The 22,740-nt window shown below is 67.5% G+C and carries 17 protein-coding genes; 3 read left to right on the forward strand and 14 right to left on the reverse strand.

Features of this window, described 5'->3' with window-relative positions:
• Nucleotides 1-213 precede the first annotated feature (213 nt).
• A complete protein-coding gene (dnaE, locus tag OWC43_RS02840) occupies nucleotides 214-3,735 on the reverse strand; it encodes a DNA polymerase III subunit alpha (RefSeq protein WP_393955642.1) in 3,522 nt (1,173 codons plus the stop codon).
• A 627-nt stretch (nucleotides 3,736-4,362) separates the two neighbouring features.
• Between dnaE and OWC43_RS02845 the strand changes: the two genes are divergently transcribed.
• From OWC43_RS02845 to OWC43_RS02855, 3 genes are read left to right on the forward strand one after another with little or no spacing between them, the layout of a single operon-like run.
• Nucleotides 4,363-5,136, forward strand: a complete 774-nt coding sequence (locus OWC43_RS02845; RefSeq protein ID WP_393955643.1) for a glycosyltransferase family 2 protein — start codon at nucleotides 4,363-4,365, stop codon at nucleotides 5,134-5,136.
• Nucleotides 5,137-5,143: 7 nt separating this feature from the next.
• Nucleotides 5,144-5,848: a TVP38/TMEM64 family protein gene (locus OWC43_RS02850; protein ID WP_393955644.1), complete on the forward strand. Its 705-nt coding sequence runs from the start codon at nucleotides 5,144-5,146 to the stop codon at nucleotides 5,846-5,848.
• On the forward strand, nucleotides 5,845-7,284 hold the full coding sequence (locus OWC43_RS02855; protein WP_393955645.1) for a DUF2142 domain-containing protein: 1,440 nt from the start codon (nucleotides 5,845-5,847) through the stop codon (nucleotides 7,282-7,284). The genes OWC43_RS02850 and OWC43_RS02855 overlap by 4 nt, the downstream gene beginning before the upstream one ends.
• Nucleotides 7,285-7,335: 51 nt before the next feature.
• Here the strand turns inward: OWC43_RS02855 and OWC43_RS02860 are convergent, their stop codons facing one another.
• From OWC43_RS02860 to OWC43_RS02920, 13 genes are all read right to left on the reverse strand, one after another.
• Nucleotides 7,336-8,046 carry an ABC transporter ATP-binding protein gene (locus OWC43_RS02860; RefSeq protein ID WP_137828742.1) on the reverse strand — a complete coding sequence of 237 codons (711 nt, stop codon included), beginning with the start codon at nucleotides 8,044-8,046 and terminating at the stop codon, nucleotides 7,336-7,338.
• Nucleotides 8,047-8,071: 25 nt separating this feature from the next.
• Nucleotides 8,072-9,379 (reverse strand): lipoprotein-releasing ABC transporter permease subunit, encoded by a 1,308-nt coding sequence (locus OWC43_RS02865; RefSeq protein ID WP_393955647.1) that lies wholly within the window; start codon nucleotides 9,377-9,379, stop codon nucleotides 8,072-8,074.
• A 10-nt stretch (nucleotides 9,380-9,389) separates the two neighbouring features.
• On the reverse strand, nucleotides 9,390-10,715 hold the full coding sequence (proS, locus tag OWC43_RS02870) for a proline--tRNA ligase (RefSeq protein WP_137828744.1): 1,326 nt from the start codon (nucleotides 10,713-10,715) through the stop codon (nucleotides 9,390-9,392).
• Between the two features lie 505 nt (nucleotides 10,716-11,220).
• The gene (locus OWC43_RS02875) at nucleotides 11,221-12,528 is read right to left on the reverse strand and encodes a sugar MFS transporter (protein WP_393955649.1); all 1,308 of its coding nucleotides are present in this window, start codon (nucleotides 12,526-12,528) and stop codon (nucleotides 11,221-11,223) included.
• A gap of 120 nt (nucleotides 12,529-12,648) precedes the next feature.
• A complete protein-coding gene (locus tag OWC43_RS02880; RefSeq protein WP_137828745.1) occupies nucleotides 12,649-12,981 on the reverse strand; it encodes a DUF1467 family protein in 333 nt (110 codons plus the stop codon).
• A gap of 302 nt (nucleotides 12,982-13,283) precedes the next feature.
• On the reverse strand, nucleotides 13,284-13,688 hold the full coding sequence (gene mce / locus OWC43_RS02885) for a methylmalonyl-CoA epimerase (RefSeq protein WP_091942038.1): 405 nt from the start codon (nucleotides 13,686-13,688) through the stop codon (nucleotides 13,284-13,286).
• Between the two features lie 196 nt (nucleotides 13,689-13,884).
• Nucleotides 13,885-15,558 carry a ribonuclease J gene (locus tag OWC43_RS02890; protein ID WP_137828746.1) on the reverse strand — a complete coding sequence of 558 codons (1,674 nt, stop codon included), beginning with the start codon at nucleotides 15,556-15,558 and terminating at the stop codon, nucleotides 13,885-13,887.
• Nucleotides 15,559-15,576: 18 nt separating this feature from the next.
• A complete protein-coding gene (locus tag OWC43_RS02895) occupies nucleotides 15,577-16,497 on the reverse strand; it encodes a biotin--[acetyl-CoA-carboxylase] ligase (RefSeq protein ID WP_137828747.1) in 921 nt (306 codons plus the stop codon).
• 5 nt (nucleotides 16,498-16,502) lie between these two features.
• On the reverse strand, nucleotides 16,503-17,942 hold the full coding sequence (gene nuoN, locus OWC43_RS02900) for an NADH-quinone oxidoreductase subunit NuoN (RefSeq protein WP_137828748.1): 1,440 nt from the start codon (nucleotides 17,940-17,942) through the stop codon (nucleotides 16,503-16,505).
• Nucleotides 17,939-19,519: an NADH-quinone oxidoreductase subunit M gene (locus OWC43_RS02905; RefSeq protein ID WP_137828749.1), complete on the reverse strand. Its 1,581-nt coding sequence runs from the start codon at nucleotides 19,517-19,519 to the stop codon at nucleotides 17,939-17,941. Before OWC43_RS02905 ends, nuoN begins: the two co-directional genes overlap by 4 nt.
• Complete coding sequence (nuoL, locus tag OWC43_RS02910; RefSeq protein ID WP_137828750.1) at nucleotides 19,519-21,651, reverse strand: NADH-quinone oxidoreductase subunit L; 2,133 nt, start codon at nucleotides 21,649-21,651, stop codon at nucleotides 19,519-19,521. Before nuoL ends, OWC43_RS02905 begins: the two co-directional genes overlap by 1 nt.
• A 55-nt stretch (nucleotides 21,652-21,706) precedes the next feature.
• Complete coding sequence (gene nuoK / locus OWC43_RS02915) at nucleotides 21,707-22,012, reverse strand: NADH-quinone oxidoreductase subunit NuoK (RefSeq protein ID WP_137828751.1); 306 nt, start codon at nucleotides 22,010-22,012, stop codon at nucleotides 21,707-21,709.
• 2 nt (nucleotides 22,013-22,014) lie between these two features.
• Complete coding sequence (locus OWC43_RS02920; protein ID WP_137828752.1) at nucleotides 22,015-22,635, reverse strand: NADH-quinone oxidoreductase subunit J; 621 nt, start codon at nucleotides 22,633-22,635, stop codon at nucleotides 22,015-22,017.
• Nucleotides 22,636-22,740 lie beyond the last annotated feature (105 nt).

Raw genomic sequence — 22,740 nt, forward strand, 5'->3', positions numbered from 1 at the left:
ATTTCGAACAGCTCGGCCGTTCCGTCGAGCAAGTGGACACTCTCGATCCAAAGTCGAGCCCCACTGGCCGCGGTTGACCGTGGACCGAGCACCGGAGAATCATTGAGCTGTGGCACTCGTAAGGCCAAGCTCGGGCCTTCTACGCTTCGAAGACACACTCGATACACCGTGCGCATCGAAACAGGGCGGGCGGCGGCCGGGACAGCGGAGATGTCAGTTCATCTCCACCTGCACCACGCCCGGGACCGCCCGCAGCGCACCGGCGACCTGGGGCGTCGCCTGATACTTGCCGGGGAGCTTGACCTCGACCTCCCGATCGCCCCCGTCGAGGATCAGGATGAGCGAAACCTCGCCCTCACCGCGCAGGGAGAGCTGCTTGTGCACCGAGCCGATCGGGCGGTCGTCGCGGAGATAGATGCGCATGCCCTTCTGGTGACGGGCGGCGGCCTGATCGAGGGGCTCGGCCGTGGTGATCCGGGCGCGCACATCCTCCCCCTCCGCATTCGCCTGGAGGGTCAGCACCAGCGGCCGGCCCGGCTCGAGGATGTCGCGGTACTGGTTGAGACCCTCGGAGAAGATGATCGCCTCGAAATGCCCGGTCTGGTCCGACAGCGTGACGATGCCGAGCTTGTTGCCGCTCTTGGTGCGCCGCTCCGAGCGGTCGAGCACCGAGGCCGCGACCCGCCCGACGCTGGCGGAGCCGGCCCGGACCGCCCGGCAGAAATCCGCCCAGGACTGCACCCGCAGCTTCTCCAGGATCTGCCCGTATTCGTCGAGCGGGTGGCCGGAGAGGAAGAAGCCGACCGCGTCGCATTCGCGCTTCAGCTTGTCGGTGAGCGTCCAGAATTCGTGCGGCGGGATGCGCAGGCCCACATCCGCCGAGGCGACGCCGCCGAACATGTCTGCGATCCCCGAGGTCTCGGCCTCGGCCGCCCCCTGCGCCATCTTCATCATCGGCTCGACGGCGGCCCAGGCCCGCGCCCGATCCGGCTCGATGCAGTCGAGGGCGCCCGCCGCGATCAGGTTCTCCAGCGTCCGCTTGTTGACGTGGCGCGGGTTGAGACGGCGCGCGAAGCAGGCCAGATCCTTGAACGGACGGTCGCCGCGGGCGGCAACGATCGATTCCACCGCCGAACGCCCCACGCCCTTGATGGCCGCCAAGGCGTAGAGGATCCGCCCCTCCTTCACGTCGAACACGACACCGGAGGTGTTCACGGAGGGCGGCTCGACGGTGATCTTGAGACGCTGCGCGTCCTGACGGAATTCGGCGAGCTTGTCGGTGTTGTCGAGGTCGAGCGTCATGGCTGCGGCCAGGAACTCGACCGGGTGGTTCGCCTTCAGATAGGCCGTCTGGTAGGTCACCAGGGCGTAGGCTGCGGCGTGGGATTTGTTGAAGCCGTAATCGGCGAATTTCGCCAGAAGGTCGAAGATTTCATTGGCCTTCGCCTGGGCAATCCCGCTCTCCAGGCAGCCCTTCACGAAGCGGTCGCGCTGGGCGTCCATCTCCGCTTTGATCTTCTTGCCCATGGCGCGACGGAGCATGTCGGCTTCGCCCAGCGTGTAGCCGGCCAGAACCTTCGCGACCTCCATCACCTGCTCTTGGTAGACGATGATCCCGAAGGTCTCCCGCAGGATCGGCTCCAGCATCGGGTGCGGATACCAGCTCGCCTCGTTGCCGGCGTCACGCCCGAGCTTGCGCTCGCAATAGACCGGGATGTTGGCCATCGGGCCCGGCCGATAGAGCGCCACCAGGGCGATGATGTCCTCCAGCCGGTCGGCCTGCATCTCGCAGAGGGCCTTGCGCATGCCGGCGGATTCCACCTGGAACACGCCGACCGTCTCGCCCCGGCCCATCGGCTCGTAGGTTTTTCCGTCGTCCAGCGGAATCTGGGCCAGATCGACCTCGATGCCGCGCTGCTTCAACAGGTCGGTGCAGCACCGCAGCATCGTGAGGGTCTTGAGGCCCAGGAAGTCGAACTTCACCAGCCCCGCCTGCTCGACCCATTTCATGTTGAACTGGGTCACCCGCATGCCCGTCTTCGGGTCTCGGTAGAGCGGCACCAGCTCTTCCAGCGGGCGATCCCCGATGACCACGCCGGCGGCGTGGGTCGAGGCGTGACGGTGGAGGCCCTCCAGCTTCTTCGAAATCTCCATGAGCCGGGCGACGATCGGCTCCTCCTCGATCGCCTGCTGGAGCTTCGGCTCACCCTCGATCGCCTGCACCAGCGTGACGGGGTTGGCCGGGTTCTGCGGCACCAGCTTGGTCAGCTTGTCGACCTGCCCATAGGGCATCTCCAGCACGCGGCCGACATCGCGCAGCACGCCGCGGGCGAGCAGCGTACCGAAGGTGATGATCTGCCCGACCTGACGCTCGCCGTAGCGCTGCTGCACGTAGCGGATCACCCGCTCGCGGCCCTCGACGCAGAAATCGATGTCGAAATCCGGCATCGAGACGCGCTCGGGATTCAGGAAGCGCTCGAACAGCAGGCCGAACCGGAGCGGATCGAGATCGGTGATGAGGAGCGACCACGCCACCAGCGAGCCCGCGCCCGAGCCGCGGCCGGGACCGACCGGAATGTCGTGGTCCTTGGCCCATTTGATGAAGTCCGAGACGATCAGGAAGTAGCCCGGGAACTTCATCTTGACGATGACGTCGAGCTCGAACTTGAGACGCGCGCGGTAATCGTCCTCCGTGAACCCGGGGGCCGTGCCATGCTGCTTCAGCCGCAGGTCGAGCCCGGCCTCGGCCTGGCGGCACAATTCGGTCGGCTCGTCGGCGGCGACCACCTGCACCGGCGCGTCCGCGGCCTCGGCCAGGATGTCGGCCATCGGCGCCGTCTCGCCCGCGGCGACCGTGGCGAAGTTCGGCAGAATGGGCTTGCGGGTGCGCGCCCGGTAGGAGCAGCGCATGGCGATCTCGACGGTCGCGGCCAGCGCATCCGGAAGATCGGAGAACAAGGCCATCATCGCGGCGCGCGTCGTGAAGGCGTGGCGCGGCGTCAGCCTCCGGCGGCGCTCGTCGGAGACGAGGCGGCCTTCCGCGATGGCGAGCAGCGCATCGTGGGCCCCGTAATCGTCGGGCTTGGCGAAGTAGGGCTCGTTGGTCGCCACCAGACCGAGGCCGTGGCGGTCGGCGAGCCGCAGCAATTCACGCTCGACGGCCGGTCCGTCGTCGAGGCCGTGACGTTGGATCTCGACATAGAGCCGGTCCTCGCCGAACGCGCCTTTCAGAACCTCGAGGCGACGCGCCGCCTGCTCGGCGCGGCCGGCACGCAGGCTGGTGTCGACCGGCCCCGAGAAACCGCCGGTCAGGCCGATCAGCCCCTCGACATTGCCGTCGAGGGCCGAGACGGCGAGATTGGGGGCAGCCCCCAGCGGCCCGTCGAAATAGGCCCGGCTCGCGAGCCGCAGCAGATTGCCGTAGCCGGTCTCGTTCTGGGCCAGCAGCACGATGTTGGCGCAGCCCGCCTGGGGCATGCGCGCCATCGGATCGGGCGCCTCGAAGCAGACGGTGAGCTGCAGGCCGGCGATCGGCTGGATGCCGGTGCCGGCGGCCTTCTCCGAGAATTCGAGGGCGCCGAACAGGTTGTTGGTGTCGGTGAGCGCCAGCGCCGGCTGACGGTCGGCGGCGGCCGCCTTCACGATGTCGGCGACCTTCACGCCGCCTTCGAGCAGCGAGTAGGACGAGTGGACGTGGAGGTGGACGAAGCCGACCTCCTTGAGCGTGCGCGACATGGGGGACCTTGTTCGGAGCCCGCTCAAGATCGCCGATCAATGCCTTCCGAGTCTGTCACCGAGGCACCGCACCGACCGTGATATCCACTGCTTCGCGACCCCGAGGCCGGGGCTGGACCGAAAATCGCCGTTCCCGCCTCTTTCCTGTGCGCAACCCGCTCGACACCGGAACAAAGCGCGTTCGGACGCGAACGCTTAGTGAATGGGTGCCAAGGCTACCGCCCACAGCGCAACCGCGCCGAACAGCATGCCGAAGGCGGTGAACTCGACGAGGTTGGTGAGGAACCCGCGCTTGGCCATCTGGTCGCTCCCTGGTGATGAAGCGAGTTTTGTTCTTGTTTTGTTCTTTGTAAAGCGCGGACCGGCCGAACTCGGCGAGTTGGTGAACGATGTGTTTCCAAGGCCACGCGGAGCCCCGTCGCACCCGGTCCGTCTTGAGCCTTCGAGCGGGGCCGATTCATTAACCCTCATTGACAGCGGCGCAAACCATCGGCACTCACCAACATAAATTAATTAATTCGGTCTATCGGCCGCCCGCTTTCGCAACAAAACGGCACGCCGGCCCCCGCCCCGTCCGGAACGCGGCGGGGCGAAAGAACCGCTTTTCCAGCGGGGGCAAACGCATTCATGCTTCACGGGAAGACGGTCATCGTGGTCATGCCGGCCTACAATGCCGCCAGGACTTTGCGTCGGACCGTCGCCGAAATTCCCCGCGACGTGGTGGACGAAATCGTCCTGATCGACGACGCGAGTTCCGACGATACCGCTCGGGTGGCGCAAGAACTCGGTCTGCATACCGTGGTGCACCCGATGAACCGCGGTTACGGCGGCAATCAGAAGACCTGCTATCGCATCGCCCTCGAGCGAGGCGCGGACATCGTCGTGATGCTGCACCCGGATTATCAATACGCCCCGCGCCTCGTCACGGCGATGGCGTCGATGATCGTCTCGGGCGAGTACGACGCGGTGCTGGCCTCGCGCATTCTCGGTAAAGGCGCCCTGGCCGGCGGGATGCCGACGTGGAAATACGTCGCCAATCGTGGGCTCACCCTCGTGCAGAACCTGCTGATGGGCCAGAAGCTCTCGGAATATCACACCGGCTACCGTGCCTGGAGCCGGACCGTGCTGGAACGCCTCCCGCTGCTGCGCTGCTCGGACGATTTCGTGTTCGACAACCAGATGCTGGCGCAGGCCGCCTATGCCGGATTCCGCCTCGGTGAGATCTCCTGCCCGACCCGCTATTTCGCGGAGGCCTCATCGATCAATTTCCAACGCAGCGTGATCTACGGCCTGGGCGTCCTGCGGACGTCCCTCGCCTATCGCGCTCATCGCCTCGGCCTGCACGCTTCGCCGCTCTTTGCCGAGACCTCCGCGGGCCAGCTACGCGCCGCCGGGGAGTAACGCCGCCATGACGGTGCCACCGCTCCGGCGCGTTTTCGCGCCCATCGCCCTCGGACTGATCACCGTATCGGGAACGGCGGCCGGTCTGCTTGCGCCGGAGACAGCGGCCTCCGCCTCGAGAACTGTGGCGGCAGCCTGCGACGCCGCTGGTCCGGCCGGCTGGGCCCTGCTCGTTCTGATCCAGGTCACGGTCGCGGCCAGCGGGATCCTGCCGGGCTCGCTCTTCGGAATCATGGCCGGAGCCCTCTACGGTCCGGCCCTCGGCTTCGCGCTCGCCGCCATCGGCACGCTGCTCGGCGCTGGATTGAGCTTTGCCATCGGACGATGGTGGAGACGACGGTGGAGCCGGGAGAAATCCCGCCCCTTCACGGGCCGCCTGCACCGTGTCGACGCGATGATCGTGCGGGATGGCTGGCGGGCCGTGTGCCTGTTGCGCCTGTCCCCGATCATGCCCTTCGCCCTGACGAGTTGGGCCCTTAGCCTCAGCCGGGTCTCGATCTCCGCCTACGGCTTCGGCACACTGGCTGCCCTGCCCGCCTTGTTCGTCTACGTGATGATCGGCAGCGTGAGCCGGAACGGAGTCACCGACCTCGCCCGCACGATGCTGCTCGGCCTTGGCGCGGCGGCCACGCTGGTCCTCGCCATCCGCCTCCGGCGCAGCCTCGCGCGGCAGTTGGGCGAACCGGACCTGATCGCCGAGGCGGCTTCGTGATCGTTCGCGGCCAAGCACGTGCGGACGGCGCCCGCACTTGCCTCCTCGCCTTCCTGCTGCTCGCGCTGCCGCTCGGCCTCTGGTTCGCCGTGATGACGCCGCTCGGCGATGTCGCCGACGAGCCGGCCCATCTCATGCGGGCCGCAGCCCTGCTCGACGGAGCGATCGTCGGCCATCGCGAGACGATCACCCTGCCCGATGGCCGCCCCGTCGCCGCGGCCGGAATCCTCGTCGATCCGGTCTGGGAAGCGATGAGCCGCAGCCGTGACCCGGTGGATGTCTCGCGAGTCGCCGTGCCCGCGCCCGATCCGATTTCAGGCACAGGACCTTGGGGGACCGAGCGCCGATTCCATGCCCTCTACACCATCGGCACCTATTTTCCGGCCTTCTACGCGCCGGCAGCGCTCGGTCTGGCCGCCGGTCGAATCGTCGGCGCCACTCCCCGTCAGGCTGCCACGCTCGGCCGGCTCGCCGCGTTGCTTACCTATGCCATCCTGGCCTGTGCGGCCCTGGCCCTGACGCGGCGGGGTCGGCTGCTCCTGTTCGTCACGCTCGCCCTGCCGATGTCCCTCTCCCTGGCAGGCTCGTTCAATCATGATGGCCTGATCATCGCGACTTCGGCGCTTGCGGCGGCCCTGCTCACCCGTGTCCGAACCGGCGATGCCGGGGCTAGGCTCAGGCATCCGGCCTATGGATTCGCCGCCATCTCGATCGCCCTCGTCGTGCTGGCGAAGCCGCCTTACGCCCCTCTCGCCCTGGCACTCCTCCTGCCCCTGACCCGGCTCGGCCTCCTCGCTCGCGCGGCAATCGTGCTGCTTGCGGTCCTGCCGGGCATTCTCTGGGCGGGCTTCACCATGGCGACGGTGGCGACGCCGGTGCCCCGCACCGCCTACGAGGCCGGTCCGCTCTGGCCAGGTCTGCGACCGGCGACGTTCCAAAGCACCGATCCGAAGGCGCAGCTCAACGTCCTCGCCGCTGCCCCGGCGCGGCTCCTCACCCTCCCGGCGGGCTATCTGTTCACGATCAAGCATATGATCTGGCTGGCACGAACCGGTATCGGTTGCCTCGGCTGGCTCGACCGGCCGATTCCAGCGCTCATCTACGGGCTCTGGCCGCTGGCTTTCTTCGGGGCGCTGCAGGCCGGGGGGCGGGCCCGTGCCGGGCTGCGGCGAGAGGGCCTACTCCTACTAATGGCGGGATTGGCCTGCCTATGGGCCATCTTGCTCTCGCAATACCTGACATGGACGAATGTCGGCGAGAGCCGAATCGACGGGCCGCAGGGGCGATACCTGCTGCCGCTGCTGCCGTTGATCGTGCCGCTGCTGGCTGCGGACGAAGCAGCATCGCCGACGCGCTGGCGTCGAGCGGTGGGCTGGCTCCCTTACCTTGCAGCCGGGGCCGGGCTCACTCTGATCCCCGCTTTGATGCAGTTCTAGCCGATCGTCCGTCCCGACACCGAGAGATTCCGGGCGGAACCCCAGACGACGTCACCCCACCTGCTCGATCATCCCGTCGCGGATCGTGACGCGCCGGTCCATCCGGGCGGCCAAGTCCATGTTGTGGGTGGCGATCAGCGCGGCGAGACCGGAGGCCCGCACCAGCTGGAGCAGGATGCTGAAGACCCGGCCCGACGTCTGCGGGTCGAGATTGCCGGTCGGCTCGTCGGCAAGCAGGAGACGCGGGCCGTTGGCGACGGCGCGGGCGATGGCGACGCGCTGCTGCTCGCCGCCGGACAGCTCGGCCGGGCGATGCGGCAGGCGTTCCTTGAGGCCGAGGAAGCTCAGGAGTTCGGCCGCACGGGTCTCCGCCTCACGGCGACCGAGGCCGCGGATGAGTTGGGGCAGCACCACGTTCTCCAGCGCCGAGAACTCCGGCAGGAGATGGTGGAACTGATAGACGAAGCCCATCTCCTCGCGCCGTAACCGCGTCCGCTCGCCGTCGGACATCGAGGCGGTCGGCTGGCCGCCGATATAGACCTCGCCGCCATCGGGCCGCTCCAGGAGGCCGGCGATGTGAAGCAGGGTCGATTTGCCCGCGCCGGAGGGCGCCACCAGCGCGACGAGCTCCCCCGGCCAGATGGCGAGATCGGTGCCGCGCAGGATCTCCAGCGCCCCCTCCCCCTGCGGGTAGCGGCGCTCGACGCCCGAGAAGAACAGGGCCGGCACCGGCTGCGCGGCGTCGGCTTGCGACTGTGCCATGGAGAGTCCGTACCCTGGGATACCGTCAGCCGTAGCGCAGGGCCTGCACCGGATCGAGCCGGGCGGCGCGCCAGGAGGGATAGAGTGTCGCGGCGAGCGACAACAGGATCGAGGTGACGACGATGACGGCGACCTCGGTCGAGTTCATCTCGGCCGGGATCTCGGCGAGGAAGCGCACGGTCGGGTCCCAGGCACCGGGAAACAGCGTGCGCTGGATCGGCTTGATGTTGAGGGTGAACAGCACGCCGCCGACGAGCCCGATCGCCGTGCCGACGAGGCCGATGAGGGCCCCGTTGATCAGGAAGACCCGCATGATGGTGCCCGGCGTCGCGCCCATGGTGCGCAAGATCGCGATATCGGAGGATTTGTCGCGAACGAGCAGGATCAGCCCCGAGATGATGTTGAGCGTCGCCACGATGACGATGAGGTTGAGGATCAGGAACATCACGTTCCGCTCCACCTCGAGCGCGCCGAAGAAGGTGCGGTTGGTCTGCCGCCAATCGGTCAGGAGGATCGGGCGCTCCGCCGCCATCTCGAGGGGCTCGCGCATCTCGGCCACCGTTTCGGCGTCGTCGAGATAGATCTCGATCACGCTGACATCGCCGTCGCGGTTGAAGAAGGCCTGTGCCTCCGTGAGCGGCATGAAGGCCATGGTCGTGTCGAAATCGGTCACGCCGATCTCGAAGATCGCCTTCACCGTGTAGGCCTTGGAGCGCGGCGCGGTGCCGAACGGTGTGCTCGCCCCCTTCGGCGTCTGAAGCGTGACCTGATCGCCGGCCTGAAGCCCGAGGGAATCGGCGAGGCGCCGGCCCAAGGCCACCCCGGTTCCGTCGTCGAAGCCTTCGAGCGTGCCGCTCTTGATCGCGGTGGAGACCGCGGGGACCTTGGCGAGATCCGCCTCGCGCACGCCGCGCACCAGTACGCCGGAGCCGCCATAGGGCGAGGAGGCGAAGGCCTGTCCCTGCACCATCGGCACGACGGCGCGCACGCCCGCGACCTTCTCCAGCCGCTCGGACAGATCGACGTAGTCGGTGAAGAGCTTGTCGATCGGCGCGGCGAAGACGTGGCCGTTGAGACCCACGATCTTGGAGCGCAATTCCGTGCGGAAGCCGTTCATCACCGAGAGCACGATGATGAGGGTGGCGACCCCCACCGCGATCCCGAGCACCGAGAACAGGGCGACCACCGAGACGCCGCCACCCCGGCGCCGGGCACGGAGATAGCGACCGGCGATCAGCCACTCGAAGCCTGCGAAAGGCCGCGTCGAGGCGCTCGCCTGCGCGCTGCGCAATCGGGCCAGCGCGCCCTTCCAGTCGCTGAGCGCGAGCGCCATCGCGTCCGCCTCAGATGCGCCGGAGCCGGGCCGGGAGATCGACCGGATCGAGCGTCTCCCGCTCACCGGTGGCGCGGCGCTTCAGCTCGATCTTGCCGTCGGCGAGCCCCTTCGGACCAACGATCACCTGCCAGGGCAGACCGATCAGGTCGGCGGTGGCGAATTTCGCGCCGGGCCGGTCGTCGCGATCGTCGTAGAGCACGGAGAGCCCGGCGGTTTCGAGCGCCGCCTGAATCTCGGCACAGGCCGTGTCACAGGCGCCATCGCCGACCTTGAGGTTGATCAGCGCCACGTCGAAGGGGGCGATCGCATCCGGCCAGATGATGCCCGCCTCGTCGTGGCTCGCCTCGATGGTTGCGGCCACAAGCCGGCTCGGACCGATGCCGTAGGATCCCATATGCACCGGCCGCTCCTGACCGTCGGGGCCGGTGACGACCGCCTTCATCGGCGTCGAGTACTTGGTGCCGAAATAGAAGATGTGGCCGACCTCGATGCCGCGGGCGGAGAGCTGCGCGGCCTCCGGCACCTCGGCGAAGGCTGCGGTGTCGTGCATCTCGTCGGTGGCGGCGTAATGCGAGGTCCAGGAATCGACGACGCCCTGGAGCCCAGCGACGTCGTCGAAATCGACCGACGGCGGGGGCACCGGCATGTCGAGATAGGCGCGGTCGCAGAACACCTCGCTCTCGCCGGTATTGGCCAGGATGATGAACTCATGGCTCAGATCGCCGCCGATCGGGCCGGTATCGGCCCGCATCGGGATCGCGCGCAAGCCCAGCGTCTCGAAGGTGCGGAGATAGGAGACGAAGACCTTGTTGTAGGAGTGGCGCGCCGCGGCCTGGTCGAGGTCGAACGAGTAGCCGTCCTTCATCAGGAACTCGCGCGAGCGCATGGTGCCGAAGCGCGGACGCACCTCGTCGCGGAACTTCCACGAGATCTGGTAGAGGTTCTTGGGCAGGTCCTTGTAGGAGCGGGCGCTGGCACGGAAGATCTCGGTGACGACTTCCTCCGCCGTGGGCCCGTAGAGCAGTTCGCGCTCGTGGCGGTCCTTTAGGCGCAGCATCTCCTTGCCGTAGGCCTCGTATCGGCCGGACTCGCGCCACAGGTCGGCGGCCTGGATCGTCGGCATCAGGATCTCGATCGCGCCCGCGCGGTCCTGCTCGGTGCGGATCACCTTGCAGACCTTGTCGAGAACCCGCAGCCCCAGCGGCAGCCACGCGTAGATGCCCGCGGCCTCCTGGCGGATCATGCCGGCGCGCAGCATCAGGCGATGCGAGACGATCTCGGCTTCCTTGGGCGTCTCGCGCAGGATCGGCAGGAAGTAGCGGGAGAGACGCATCTTTCGACCTTGAACGGCTGGCGCAGGCCGGCGGCGGGAAACGGGCCGGTGCGCGAGGCACACAACACATTGCGCCTGCAAAATACAAGCGCCAGGGAAGCACAGGCCGCCGCAGCTTCCGATGCCGACAGCCGTACCGTTTGGCTTCGTCGATCTCTGCGTGGAGATGGCGGCGGATGCGAAGTTCGCTGCGCCGATCGCAGTCGAGGCGGAGATCAGGGGGCGGTTTGCAGCAAGGTTTGCAAAAAAGCGCCGCGAACCGTCTCCGGCCTGATGACAAAGGGAAATCTTCTTCCTATAAGCACCCCGCGATGGTCGCCGCCCAACGAGGCGGCGCACGGTCCGAGTCTCGGGAGGAACAAGCAGCCGCCGCGCCGCAAGAAATGCGCGAGATAAAGCTAGGCTGCAAAACACTAGATTGTTTCAAAGCAAGGCCTCGTGCCTTGCTTTTTGTTTTTTGGACATCTGACACGATCCGCTCCGTGTCGCAGCCTCTACCCTCGCTCTACTCCGCTGCGACAGCGCTCGGACGGCCGAGGGCGTCGCGGGCATGGGCCAGGGCGAAGGCCGCGATGCAGAGATAGCAGAGCGCGGGGGCGCCCAGGGCGATAGCGAGGCCGTAACCGTCGGCGAGCGCCCCGGTCAGCACCGGCACGATCGCGCCGCCGACGATCGCCACGCAGACAATGCCGGCGCCCTGTGCCGTGCGCTCGCCGAGCCCCTCGATCGCCAGTGCGAAGATCGTCGGGAACTGGATCGCGTTGGCTAGGCCGACCGCGATCAGCGCCCAACCCGCGAGCATGCCCGAACTGGTCGCCGACAGGGCCGTGAGCCCCGCGGCGGCCAGCGCGACGGCGCAGAGCGCGGCTCCCGGTCGGACGGCACGCAGAACGAAGGAGCCGACGATCCGCCCGGCCAGCGCCCCGCCCCAGTAGAAACTGAGCAGATGGCCCGCCGTCTCGGGGCTCGCCCCGAGCACCCGCGGCTGTTCGAGATAGCTCACCATCAGCGTGCCGATGGCCACTTCCGCGCCGACATAGAGGAAGATCGCCAAGGCCCCGAAGGCGAGGCGCGGCCGCCGGAGAAGGTCGAGCCCGAGCCCGCCCGAGCCGGCGCTCTCCCCGGCATCCTCCTCGCGGACCCGGCGGCGCAGGAACCAGAACAGCACGGCGAGGGCCAAGAGACCCGCGGCGATGACGAGGAAGGGCGTGCGCACCACGTCCGCTTCGGCCTGCCGAGCCGCCGCCAGCGCCGCCGCATCCGTGCCCGAGGGCGTGACGGTATGGGAGAGGATCGCCCAGGCCCCGATCACCGGACCGACGGTGGTGCCGAGGGCGTTGAAGGTCTGGGCGAGCGTCAGCCGGCTTGAGGCCTGAGCCGGGTCGCCGAGGCCGGCCACCAGAGGGTTGGCCGCCACCTGCAATACGGCAATGCCCGAGGCCATCACGAACAGGGCCAGCAGGAACATCGGAAACAGGCCGATCCGCGCGGCGGGCGCGAAGAGCAGGCAGCCCGCCGCCATCACGACGAGGCCGACGACCAGACCGCGCATGGAGCCGATCCGCGTCACCATCGCACCCGCCGGCAGCGAGATCAGCGCGTAGGCGGCGAAGAAACAGAATTGGGTGAGCGTCGCCTCGGTGTAGCTCAGCGCGAACAGGCTCTTGAGCTTGGGCGTGACGATATCGACGAGGACGGTGGCGAGGCCCCAGGCGAAGAACAGGGCGAGCATGAAGGGCAGAAGCCAGCCATTGCCGCCCGCGCCGGCCTTGCTGTCAGCGGGCGCGCGCGGCCCTGCCACCATCCCGGCCATGGCGTGTCTCCCTACCGGCCCGCATGGATACCGGGGCCGTCGAGACAGGGTGCGGATCCCCTCAGGCGCCTGTCAACGCGGCGCTGCGTCCGGCCGCGAATCTTTCGGGTGTCAGGTCGCTCACAGCCGCGCGAGCGGGAAAATCAGCATCGCGGCCACGAAAGCCCCGCCGGCCAGCAGCGTGGTCAGCAATGCCTTCTCCCGCAAGCGGGGCAAGGCCGGCGCGCCGGGATCCTGCCCCGGCACCAACCGCTGCGGATCCGCCTCGGCCGCGTTGCCGAGGGGCAGGATCGCGAACAGGAAGGTCCACCACAGCACGAAGTACAGGGCGAGCGCCCCGAAAACGGTGAGGGCAAACCCCTTCACGGCGACCGCCACCAGGATCGCGACGAGGGCTGCTACCGTCAGCACGGTGAGCGGGGTCGAGGCGGCGATGGTGCGAAGGGGGGTCATGGATGGCCGTTATTCTTGACGGATCGCGCACCGCACGGATCCCTGCCCGCCGACGGGAGGGATTTCGGGGCGAGCCTTAGGAGCGAGTCTTAGGGGCGAGTCTTGGACTTGCCTGATCGGCCTTTCCCATCCACCGCCCACATCCTGAGGTGCCGCGAAGCAGTCTCGAAGCAGGTCTCCGGAAGGTTCGCGACCCCTGGAGCCTCCTTCGAGGGCCCACCGAGGCGGGCGCCTCGGGATGTGGGCGGGAATCAGGAAAGCCGCGTGCCGACACGGCAGAGAAAGCCCCGTCGGGAAGGCGCTCAGACCTGCTCCAACTCGACGAGGGTCCCCAGGAAGTCCTTCGGGTGGAGAAAAATCACCGGCTTGCCGTGCGCACCGATCTTCGGCTCACCGGTGCCGAGCACGCGGGCGCCGGCCGCCTTCATCTGATCGCGGGCAGCGATGATGTCGTCGACCTCGTAGCAGACATGGTGGATGCCGCCGGCCGGGTTCTTGTCGACGAAGCCCTGGATGGTCGAGTTCTCACCCAACGGCGACATCAGCTCGACCTTGCTGTTGGGCAGTTCGACGAAGACGACGGTGACGCCGTGCTCCGGCTGCGGCAGCGGCTCCGTCACCTTGGCGCCGAGCGTATCGCGATAGACCGCGGTCGCCGCGTCGAGATCCTTCACCGCGATGGCCACGTGATTGAGCCGTCCGATCATTGTTTGCTCCTCCCTACCCGCTGCGTTCCCCTCCCCCTCGTGGGGAGGGGGTTAGGGGTGATGCGGAAGGTACCGCTCCGGCTTCATCCTGTACCTCCCCACTTTTGGATCCTCCCCACCCGGATCGGTCCGCCCTATGGCGGCAGCTCCGTGCGGATCCCGGGCGAGCCCGGGATCCGTGGCGAGGAACGAGAGCTCAGACCTCGACCACCTGCACGTGGCAGGCGGGCTTCTTGCCCCAGGCTTCGTTGACGGCGGAGCGCACGGCCCGGTCGACCGCGTTCTCGACGGCTTCCGAATCCTTCATCTTGCCGCGCGACAGGCCGCTCAGGGTGCGGTTGACCGTATCGACCACGGTGTCGAGCAAGGGCTCCCCATCGCGACCGCGATTGGGCAGACCCATGATGTCGACCGCCGGCTCGCCGACCACCGCGCCGCGCTCATCGATGGCGATGGCCACCGAGACGATGCCGGTCTGGGACAGCTTGCGGCGCTCGGGGATCGCCCGGTCCTTGGCGTCGATCAGGACGTTGCCGTCCTTGTAGAGCCGGCCGGCGCGGACATGCTCGACCACCTCGGGCTTGCCCGGAGCGAGGCGCACGACGGCACCGTTGCGCGCCTTCACCACCGTCTCGACGCCTTGAGAGCGGGCGAAGCGCGCATGCTCGTCGAGATGCAGCGCCTCGCCGTGGACCGGCACCACCGCCTTCGGCCGGGTCCAGCTGTACATGGCCACCATCTCCTCGCGCCGGGGATGGCCCGAGACGTGGACGAGTTCGGTGCGGTCGGTGATGACCTCGATGCCGGCCTCGATCAGGTCGTTGATGATGGCGCCGACATCGCGCTCGTTGCCGGGGATCGCGCGGGACGAGAAGATCACCCGATCCCCGGCGGTCAGCGAGATCGCCGGATGGTCGTCGCGCGAGACCCGCGACATGGCCGCCCGCGGCTCGCCCTGCGAACCGGTGAGCAGGCAGACCACCTTGTCGCGGGGGATGTGGCCGTAGGATTCCGCACCGCGGAAGTCCGGCAGGCCGTCGAGATAGCCGCATTCGCGGGCGACATCGATGACTCGGTCCATGGCCCGGCCAACCGCGATCACCTCACGACCGCAAGCCTGGGCGGCCTCCGCTACGGCGCGGATGCGGGCGACGTTCGAGGCGAAGGTCGTCACCGCCACGCGGTGGGGCGATTCCTCGATGATGCGCCGGAGCGTGGCCGAGACTTCAGACTCGCTCGGCGAACGGCCCTCGCGCAGGACGTTGGTGGAATCGCATACCAGCGCCAGGATGCCCTCGTCGCCGAGTGCGGTGAACGCCTCCGGCGAGGTGGTGTCGCCGGCCACCGGCGTGTCGTCGAGCTTCCAGTCGCCGGTATGCACCACGAGGCCGAACTCGGTGCGGATCGCCACCGCATTCGATTCCGGGATCGAATGGGCCACCGGCACGAACTCGATCTCGAACGGGCCGACGGTGACCCGCTTGCCCGGCTTGATCTCGCGCAGATCGACCTTGGGCGCACCGGGCTCGGAGAGGCGGCGAGTCTCGAGAAGCTGCTTGGCGAAGCGCGTGGCGTAGACCGGCGCCTTCAGGCGCGGCCACAATTCGGAGATCGCGCCGATATGATCCTCGTGCGCGTGGGTGATGAAGATCCCCAGAAGATCCTTCTTGCGCTCCTCGATGAAGGCAAGGTCGGGGAACATCAGATCGATGCCCGGCAAACCCTCCTCACCGGCGAAGCCCATGCCGCAATCGACCATGATCCATTTGCGTGCCCGCTCGGGTCCGATCCCGTAGAGGCCCGCATTCATGCCGATCTCGCCCACGCCGCCGAGCGGCACGAAGACGAGCTCGTCCTGCCGTGTCGTCATCTTGTCGTCTATCCAGTCTCAGGCCGCCGTCGCGGCACTTCCGAAATGCACCTCGCCCGCCGTCACGGTTCGTCGTGTTCCGTCCGGGGCGAGGATCACAAGCCGCCCCCCCTCGTCGATCGTGTCGAAAACACCGGACAGCGTCGTCTCGGCGGTTCGCACCGACACGGGGGCACCCACCCCCGCCGCGCGCTCCAGCCAGAGCTGCCGGATTTTCGGAAATCCGCGCCCCTTGTTCCAGATCTGGGCCGCTTCGACAAATCGTTCGGTCAAGGATTCGAGCAGTCTGGGCGCATCGACCGCATGCGCGGGGCGAAGGGCCGCGGCCGGGTAGGGCAGATCGTCGGGGGCGGCCGCAACGTTCACGCCGAAACCGATGACGACCGCACGCCGCCCGCTGGGGAGTTGCTCGGCCTCCAAGAGGATCCCGGCGAGTTTTTTGCCGTTCATGAGGACGTCGTTGGGCCATTTCAGGCGGAACGAAGCTTCGCCTGTCCCTCCCATACCCCCATCCTGAGGTGCGAAGCGAAGCGCAGCCTCGCAGGAGGGCTCCAGCGGATCGGGCGATCCCTGGAGCCCTCCTTCGAGGCCCGCTGAAGCGGGCACCTCTGAATGAGGGTGGGGGTGGGAGGAGCGGCACACATCCCGGATCGCATCGACCAGCGCCACCCCGGCGACGAACCCCAGGGTCGCGACCATCTCCGGCGCCACGCCCTGGACCGGCCAGAGCAAGCTCGCGAAAAGATTGCCCTCGGGCGACTGCCAGACGTTGCCGCGCCGGCCCCGGCCCGCCTCCTGCAGGCGGGTCGCGACCCAGAGCGGGCCGGTCTCGCCCTCGCGAGCGCGGGCGAGAGCCTCGGTGTTGGTCGAGCCGAGGCGGTCGTGGCTATGCAGGCGGTGGCCCTCCGCGCGGGCCGCCGGGCTGAGCCGGAAGGTCATGCTTCTCAGAACAGGGACTTCGCGGCGCTGCCCGCCGCCGCCACCAGCGGCGCCGGGATGAGGAAGAACAGCACCACGACGACGCTCGATGCGGCGAGCACGATGGCCGAACCTGGCGGAATCCGCTCGTACGGAGCCTGCGCCTCGTCGAAATACATCACCTTGACGAGGCGCAGGTAGTAGAAGGCGCCGACCACGGAAGTCACCACGCCGATCACCGCCAGCGTCACCAGCCCCGCCTTGATGGCGGCGGCGAAGACGTAGAACTTGGCGAAGAACCCGGCGAGCGGCGGGATGCCGGCCAGCGAGAACATCATCGCGGCGAGGCTGAAGGCCAGCCACGGATGCGTGCGCGAGAGCCCGGACAGGTCGTCGATGGTCTCGAACATCCGGTCCTTGCGCCGCAGCGAGAGCAGCACCGCGAAGGCGCCGAGCGTCATGGCGAGATAGATCACCATGTAGATCACGACGCCGCGGATGCCCTCCTCCGAGCCGGCGGCCAAGCCGATGAGGGCGTAGCCGACATTGCCGATCGACGAATAGGCCATCAGGCGCTTGAGGTTGCGCTGGCCGATCGCCGCGAAGGAGCCGAGCGCCATCGAGGCGATCGAGACGAACACGATGATCTGCTGCCAGACCGCGGTCACGTCGGGGAAGGCACCGATGAACACGCGCACGGTCATCGCCATGGCGGCCATCTTGGGCGCCGAGGCGAAGAAGGCGGTGACCGGCGTCGGCGAGCCCTCGTAGACGTCCGGCGTCCACATGTGGAACGGCACCGCCGCCAGCTTGAAGGCGACGCCCGCCGCGACGAACACGATGCCCAGCACGATGCCGAAGCTCACCGGGCCGTCGAGCGCCGTGACGATGCCGGGAAACGAGACCGTACCGGTGAAGCCGTAGACCAACGAGGCACCGTAGAGCAGCATGCCCGACGAGAGCGCGCCGAGCACGAAGTACTTCAGGCCGGCTTCCGTGGACTTCACGTCGTCGCGGTGGAAGGCGGCGATGACGTAGGCGGCGAGCGATTGCAGCTCCAGGCCGAGATAGAGCGAGATCAGATCGTTGGCCGAGGCCATCACCATCATGCCGATGGTGCACAGCACGATCAGCAGCGGATACTCGAACCGGTCGATGCGCTCGCGCTGGAAATAGTCTCGCGAGAGCAGGATCGTGGCGGACGAGCCGATCAGGATCAGGGCCTTCATCACCCGGGCGAAGGGGTCGGCGATGAAGGCGCCGTTGAGCGTGGTGACCTGGCCGGTCTGGGAGACCACGAGGAAGAAGGTGAAGATCAGAAGCCCGAGCGCGCCGAGATTGACGCTCTCGGCCGAGCGCTCGCCGCGCCACGCGCCCCAGAGCACCAGCAGCAGCGCGCCGATGCTCAGAACGATCTCCGGCAGGACCGGCGTGATCGCCGGCAGGACGGATTGGATCGGGGTCATCGCGCGGCGGCCTCGATTTTCTGGGACTTCGGTCCAGCCATGTTCTCGGCCGCTGCGAGCTTCGCCGCCTTGGCGGCCGCTTCCGCGGTCTGCGTGTTGGCGAGCGCCGTGCGCATGTTCTGCATCAGGGCTTCGGTCGAGGGCGCGAAGGTATCGAGCACCGGGGCCGGGTGGACGCCGTACCAGATCGTCAGCGCGACGAGCGGCGCGATGATGATCTTCTCCCGCAGGTCGAGGTCGAGGATACCCTGGAGATTGGGCTTCTCCAGCTTCCCGTAGATCACCCGCGCGTAGAGCCACAGGGCGTAGCCCGCCGACAGGATGATGCCGAAGACCGAGAAGAACGCGACCGTCGGGTTGGCCTTGAACGCGCCCATCATCGCGAGGAATTCGCCAACGAAGCCCGAGGTGCCGGGCAGGCCGACATTGGCCATGGTGAAAACCATCATGGCGGCGGCGTAGAGCGGCATCCGCTTCACCAGACCGCCATAGGCCGCGATCTCGCGGGTGTGCATCCGATCGTAGACGACGCCGACGCAGAGGAAGAGCGCGCCCGAGACGATGCCGTGGGAGATCATCAGGAACAGGGCACCCTGGATGCCCTGCTCGTTCAGGGTGAACAGGCCCAGCGTCACGAAGCCCATATGCGCCACCGAGGAATAGGCGATCAGCTTCTTGATGTCGGTCTGCATCATCGCGGTGAGCGAGGTGAAGATGATCGCGATCACCGAGAGGGCGAAGACGAGGGGCGCGAATTCGGCGCTCGCGTCCGGCAGCATCGGCAGCGAGATCCGGATGAAGCCGTAGCCGCCCATCTTCAGCAGGATGCCCGCCAGGATCACGGAGCCCGCCGTCGGCGCCTCGACGTGGGCGTCGGGGAGCCAGGTATGAACCGGCCACATCGGCATCTTCACCGCGAAAGAGGCGAAAAAGGCGAGCCACAGCCACCATTGCATGCCGACGGGGAAGCGGTGGGCCAGCAGCGTCGGGATGTCGGTGGTGCCGGCCTCCCAGTACATCGCCATGATGGCCAGCAGCATCAGCACCGAGCCGAGCAGGGTGTAGAGGAAGAACTTGAAGCTGGCATAGATGCGCCGCTTGCCGCCCCAGATGCCGATGATGAGGAACATCGGGATCAGGCCGGCCTCGAAGAACAGGTAGAACAGCACCAGGTCGAGGGCGCAGAACACGCCGATCATCGTCGTTTCCAGCACGAGGAAGGCGACGAAATACTCCTTCACCCGGTGCTCGACCGAGAGCCACGAGGCGCCGATGCAGAACGGCATCAGGAAGGTGGTCAGCAGGATCAGCGGCATCGAGAAGCCGTCGACCCCGAGCTTGAAGCGGATGGTCTCGGCCAGCCACGCATGGCTCTCGACCAGCTGGAAGCTGGGGGACGCGATGTCGTAGCGGGCCCAGGCGGCGAGCGAGAGCAGGAAGGTGACGATGGTGGTGATCAGCGCCGCCCAGCGGGCGTTGCGCTTCACGGCCTCCGTCTCCTCACCCAGCGTCAGGATGAAGGCGGCGCCCGCGAGCGGGACGATCAGGAGCCCGGAGAGAATGCCGAGGCCGAACATCAATGCGCTCCTCCGACCGCCGGCACGCCGGAGACGAGGTACCACGTGATCAGGCCGGCGACCCCGACGAGCATCACGAAGGCGTAGTGGTAGACGTAGCCGGTCTGGAAGCGGACCACGCCGCGGGTGACGTCCACGACCCGGGCCGAGATGCCGTCGGGGCCGAAGCCGTCGATGACGCGCCCGTCACTTTCCTTCCAGAGGAACAGCCCGAAGTTCTTGGCCGGACGCACGAAGAGCCGGTCGTAGATCTCGTCGAAGTACCACTTGTTGAGCAGGAAGCGGTACAGGATCGGCTGCGAGGTCGCGAGACGGTTCGGCAGGTCGGGCCGGCGGAGATACATCCAGAAGGCCAGAACGAAGCCGAGCACGAGCATGATCGCGGGCGAGGCGGCGACCCAGCCCGGCGCGTCGTGGATCTTGTGCATGATGTCGTTGCCGGAATGGTGCGGCAGCGCGTGACCCCAGAACCGGTCCATGTCGTGCCCGATGAACCGCTCCTTGAAGATCAGGCCGGCGAACAGCGCACCGAAGGCTAGGATCCCGAGCGGAATCGTCATCACGAGCGGGCTCTCATGCGGCTTGTGGGCGCCGTGATCGTCGTGGTGCTCGATCGCGCTGTGCGAGGCGGGCTCCAGATCGTGACCCTTGTCGTCGTGCGCCACACCCTCATGATGGCCGGGCTTGCCGTCGGCCTCGTGCGCGAGAGCGTGGGCATGGGCCGAGGCATGATCGTCGTGCGCGGCGTGCGCGTGGTCGTCGTGACCATGGGCCCCGTGCGCGACCCAGCGCTGAGGCCCCTCGAAGGTGAGGAAGAACAGGCGCCAGGAATAGAACGAGGTCATCAGCGCGGCGATCACGGTGGCGAGGAACGCCAGCACGTGGCCGGGGCGGTCCGACATGTAGGCCGCCTCGATGATCGCATCCTTGGAGTAGTAGCCGGCGGTGAACGGGAAGCCGATCAGGGCGAGCGTGCCGATCGTCATCATCGCCGTGGTGAAGGGGATGTACGGGCGCAGGCCGCCCATGTTCCGCATGTCCTGCTCGTGGTGCATCGCGTGGATGACCGAGCCGGCGCCGAGGAACAGCAGCGCCTTGAAGAAGGCGTGGGTGAAGAGGTGGAACACGCCGGTGGCGTAGGCGCCCACCCCCAGGCCGACGAACATGTAGCCGAGCTGCGAGCAGGTCGAGTAAGCGATGACCCGCTTGATGTCGTTCTGCACGAGGCCGACGGTGGCGGCGAAGAAGGCCGTGATGCCGCCGATGATCGTGACGACGGTGAGCGCGGTCGGGGCCAGCTCGAACAGCGGCGACAGGCGGGCGACCATGAACACGCCGGCGGTCACCATGGTGGCGGCGTGGATGAGCGCCGAGACCGGGGTCGGGCCCTCCATGGCGTCCGGCAGCCAGGTGTGCAGCAGGAACTGCGCCGACTTGCCCATGGCCCCCATGAACAGGAGCAGGCAGGCCAGCGTCAGGGCGTGCCAGTCATGTCCGAGGAAGTGGAAGGTCGCGTCCTTCAGCTCCGGGGCCTTGGCGAAGATGGCGTCGAAGCCCACGGATCCCGTCAGGACGAAGACGAGGAAGATGCCCAGCGAGAAACCGAAATCGCCGACGCGGTTGACGATGAAGGCCTTCATCGCCGCGGCGTTGGCCGAGGGCTTCTCGTACCAGAAGCCGATCAGCAGGTAGGAGGCGAGGCCGACGCCTTCCCAGCCGAAGAACATCTGCACGAGGTTGTCGGCCGTCACCAGCATCAGCATGGCGAAGGTGAACAGCGACAGATAGGCGAAGAAGCGCGGCCGGTGCGGATCCTCGTGCATGTACCCGATGGAATAGACGTGCACGAGGGTCGAGACCGAGGTGACGACGACGAGCATGATCGCCGTCAGCGTATCGACCTTGAAGGCCCAATCGACCACGAGGTCGCCCGCCGTGAACCACTGCGCGACGTGGACCGTCTCGGCCCGGCCGTCCCCGGTGACGAGGAAGAAGGCGCCCCAGGACAGGAGGCAGGCGAAGGCGAGGCAGCCCGTCGTCACGAGCTCGCTCAGCCGGGCGCCGAGCGTGCGGCCGAACAGGCCGGCGATCAGCGCGCCGATCAGCGGGAAGAAGACGATGGCGTGATACATGGGGGATCGTGCCTCGCAGCAGGCGGACGAGAGGGTGGCGCGCTGGTGAGAGCGGTCAGCCCTTCATCATGCTCACGTCTTCGACGGCGATGGAGCCGCGGTTGCGGAAGAACACCACCAGGATGGCGAGGCCGATGGCGGCCTCGGCCGCGGCCACCGTCAGCACGAACAGAGCGAAGACCTGGCCGGTGATGTCGTTGAGGTGGGTCGAGAACGCCACGAAGTTGATGTTGACCGCGAGCAGGATCAGCTCGACCGACATCAGGATGACGATGACATTCTTGCGGTTGATGAAGATGCCGAGCACGCCGAGCGTGAACAGGATCGCGGCGACCGTCAGGTAGTGGCTCAGGCCGATCATGCTCAGACCTCCACGCCCTGCCGGGAGGGCACCTTGATGGTATCGACCGCCATCGCCTGAGTGCGGGCGTTCTGGACGGAAATGTTCTGGCGCTTGACGCCGGTGCGGTCGCGCAGCGTCAGGACGATGGCGCCGATCATCGCGACCAGCAGGATCAGGCCGGCGATCTGGAAGAAGTAGACGTAATCCGTGTAGAGCACCCGCCCGAGCGCCTGGGTGTTGGTCAGGCTCTCGCCGTGGGCGGCACGCCCGAGCGGCGCCTGCACGAGCCCCGGATCGATCGTCCAGCTGCCGACGACCAGCAGCAGCTCGATGAGGAACACGGCACCGATCAACCCGCCGACGGGAAGGTAGCGCTGGAAGCCTTGCCGGAGGGCGGCGAAATCCACGTCGAGCATCATCACGACGAACAGGAACAGCACCGCCACCGCGCCGACATAGACGACGACGAGGATCATCGCCAGGAACTCGGCCCCCATCAGGATGAAGAGGCCCGCGGCGTTCACGAAGGCGAGGATCAGGAACAGCACCGATGTGACGGGGTTCCTGGCGGCGATCACCATGAAGCCCGAGGCAACGGCGAGGCCCGCGAAGAGATAGAAGAAGGCGGCGGCTGCGGTCATGCGGTTTTCAGCATCGGCCGCCCTCGCGGGCGGCTCCCTTCTGCCTCGGTGGACCCTCGGCCGCAGGCGGCGGCCCGTCTATAGAACTCGGCCCTGCGGCGCACA

The sequence above is a fragment of the Methylorubrum sp. POS3 genome (genome assembly GCF_043352485.1).
Classification (GTDB): Bacteria; Pseudomonadota; Alphaproteobacteria; order Rhizobiales; family Beijerinckiaceae; genus Methylobacterium; species Methylobacterium suomiense.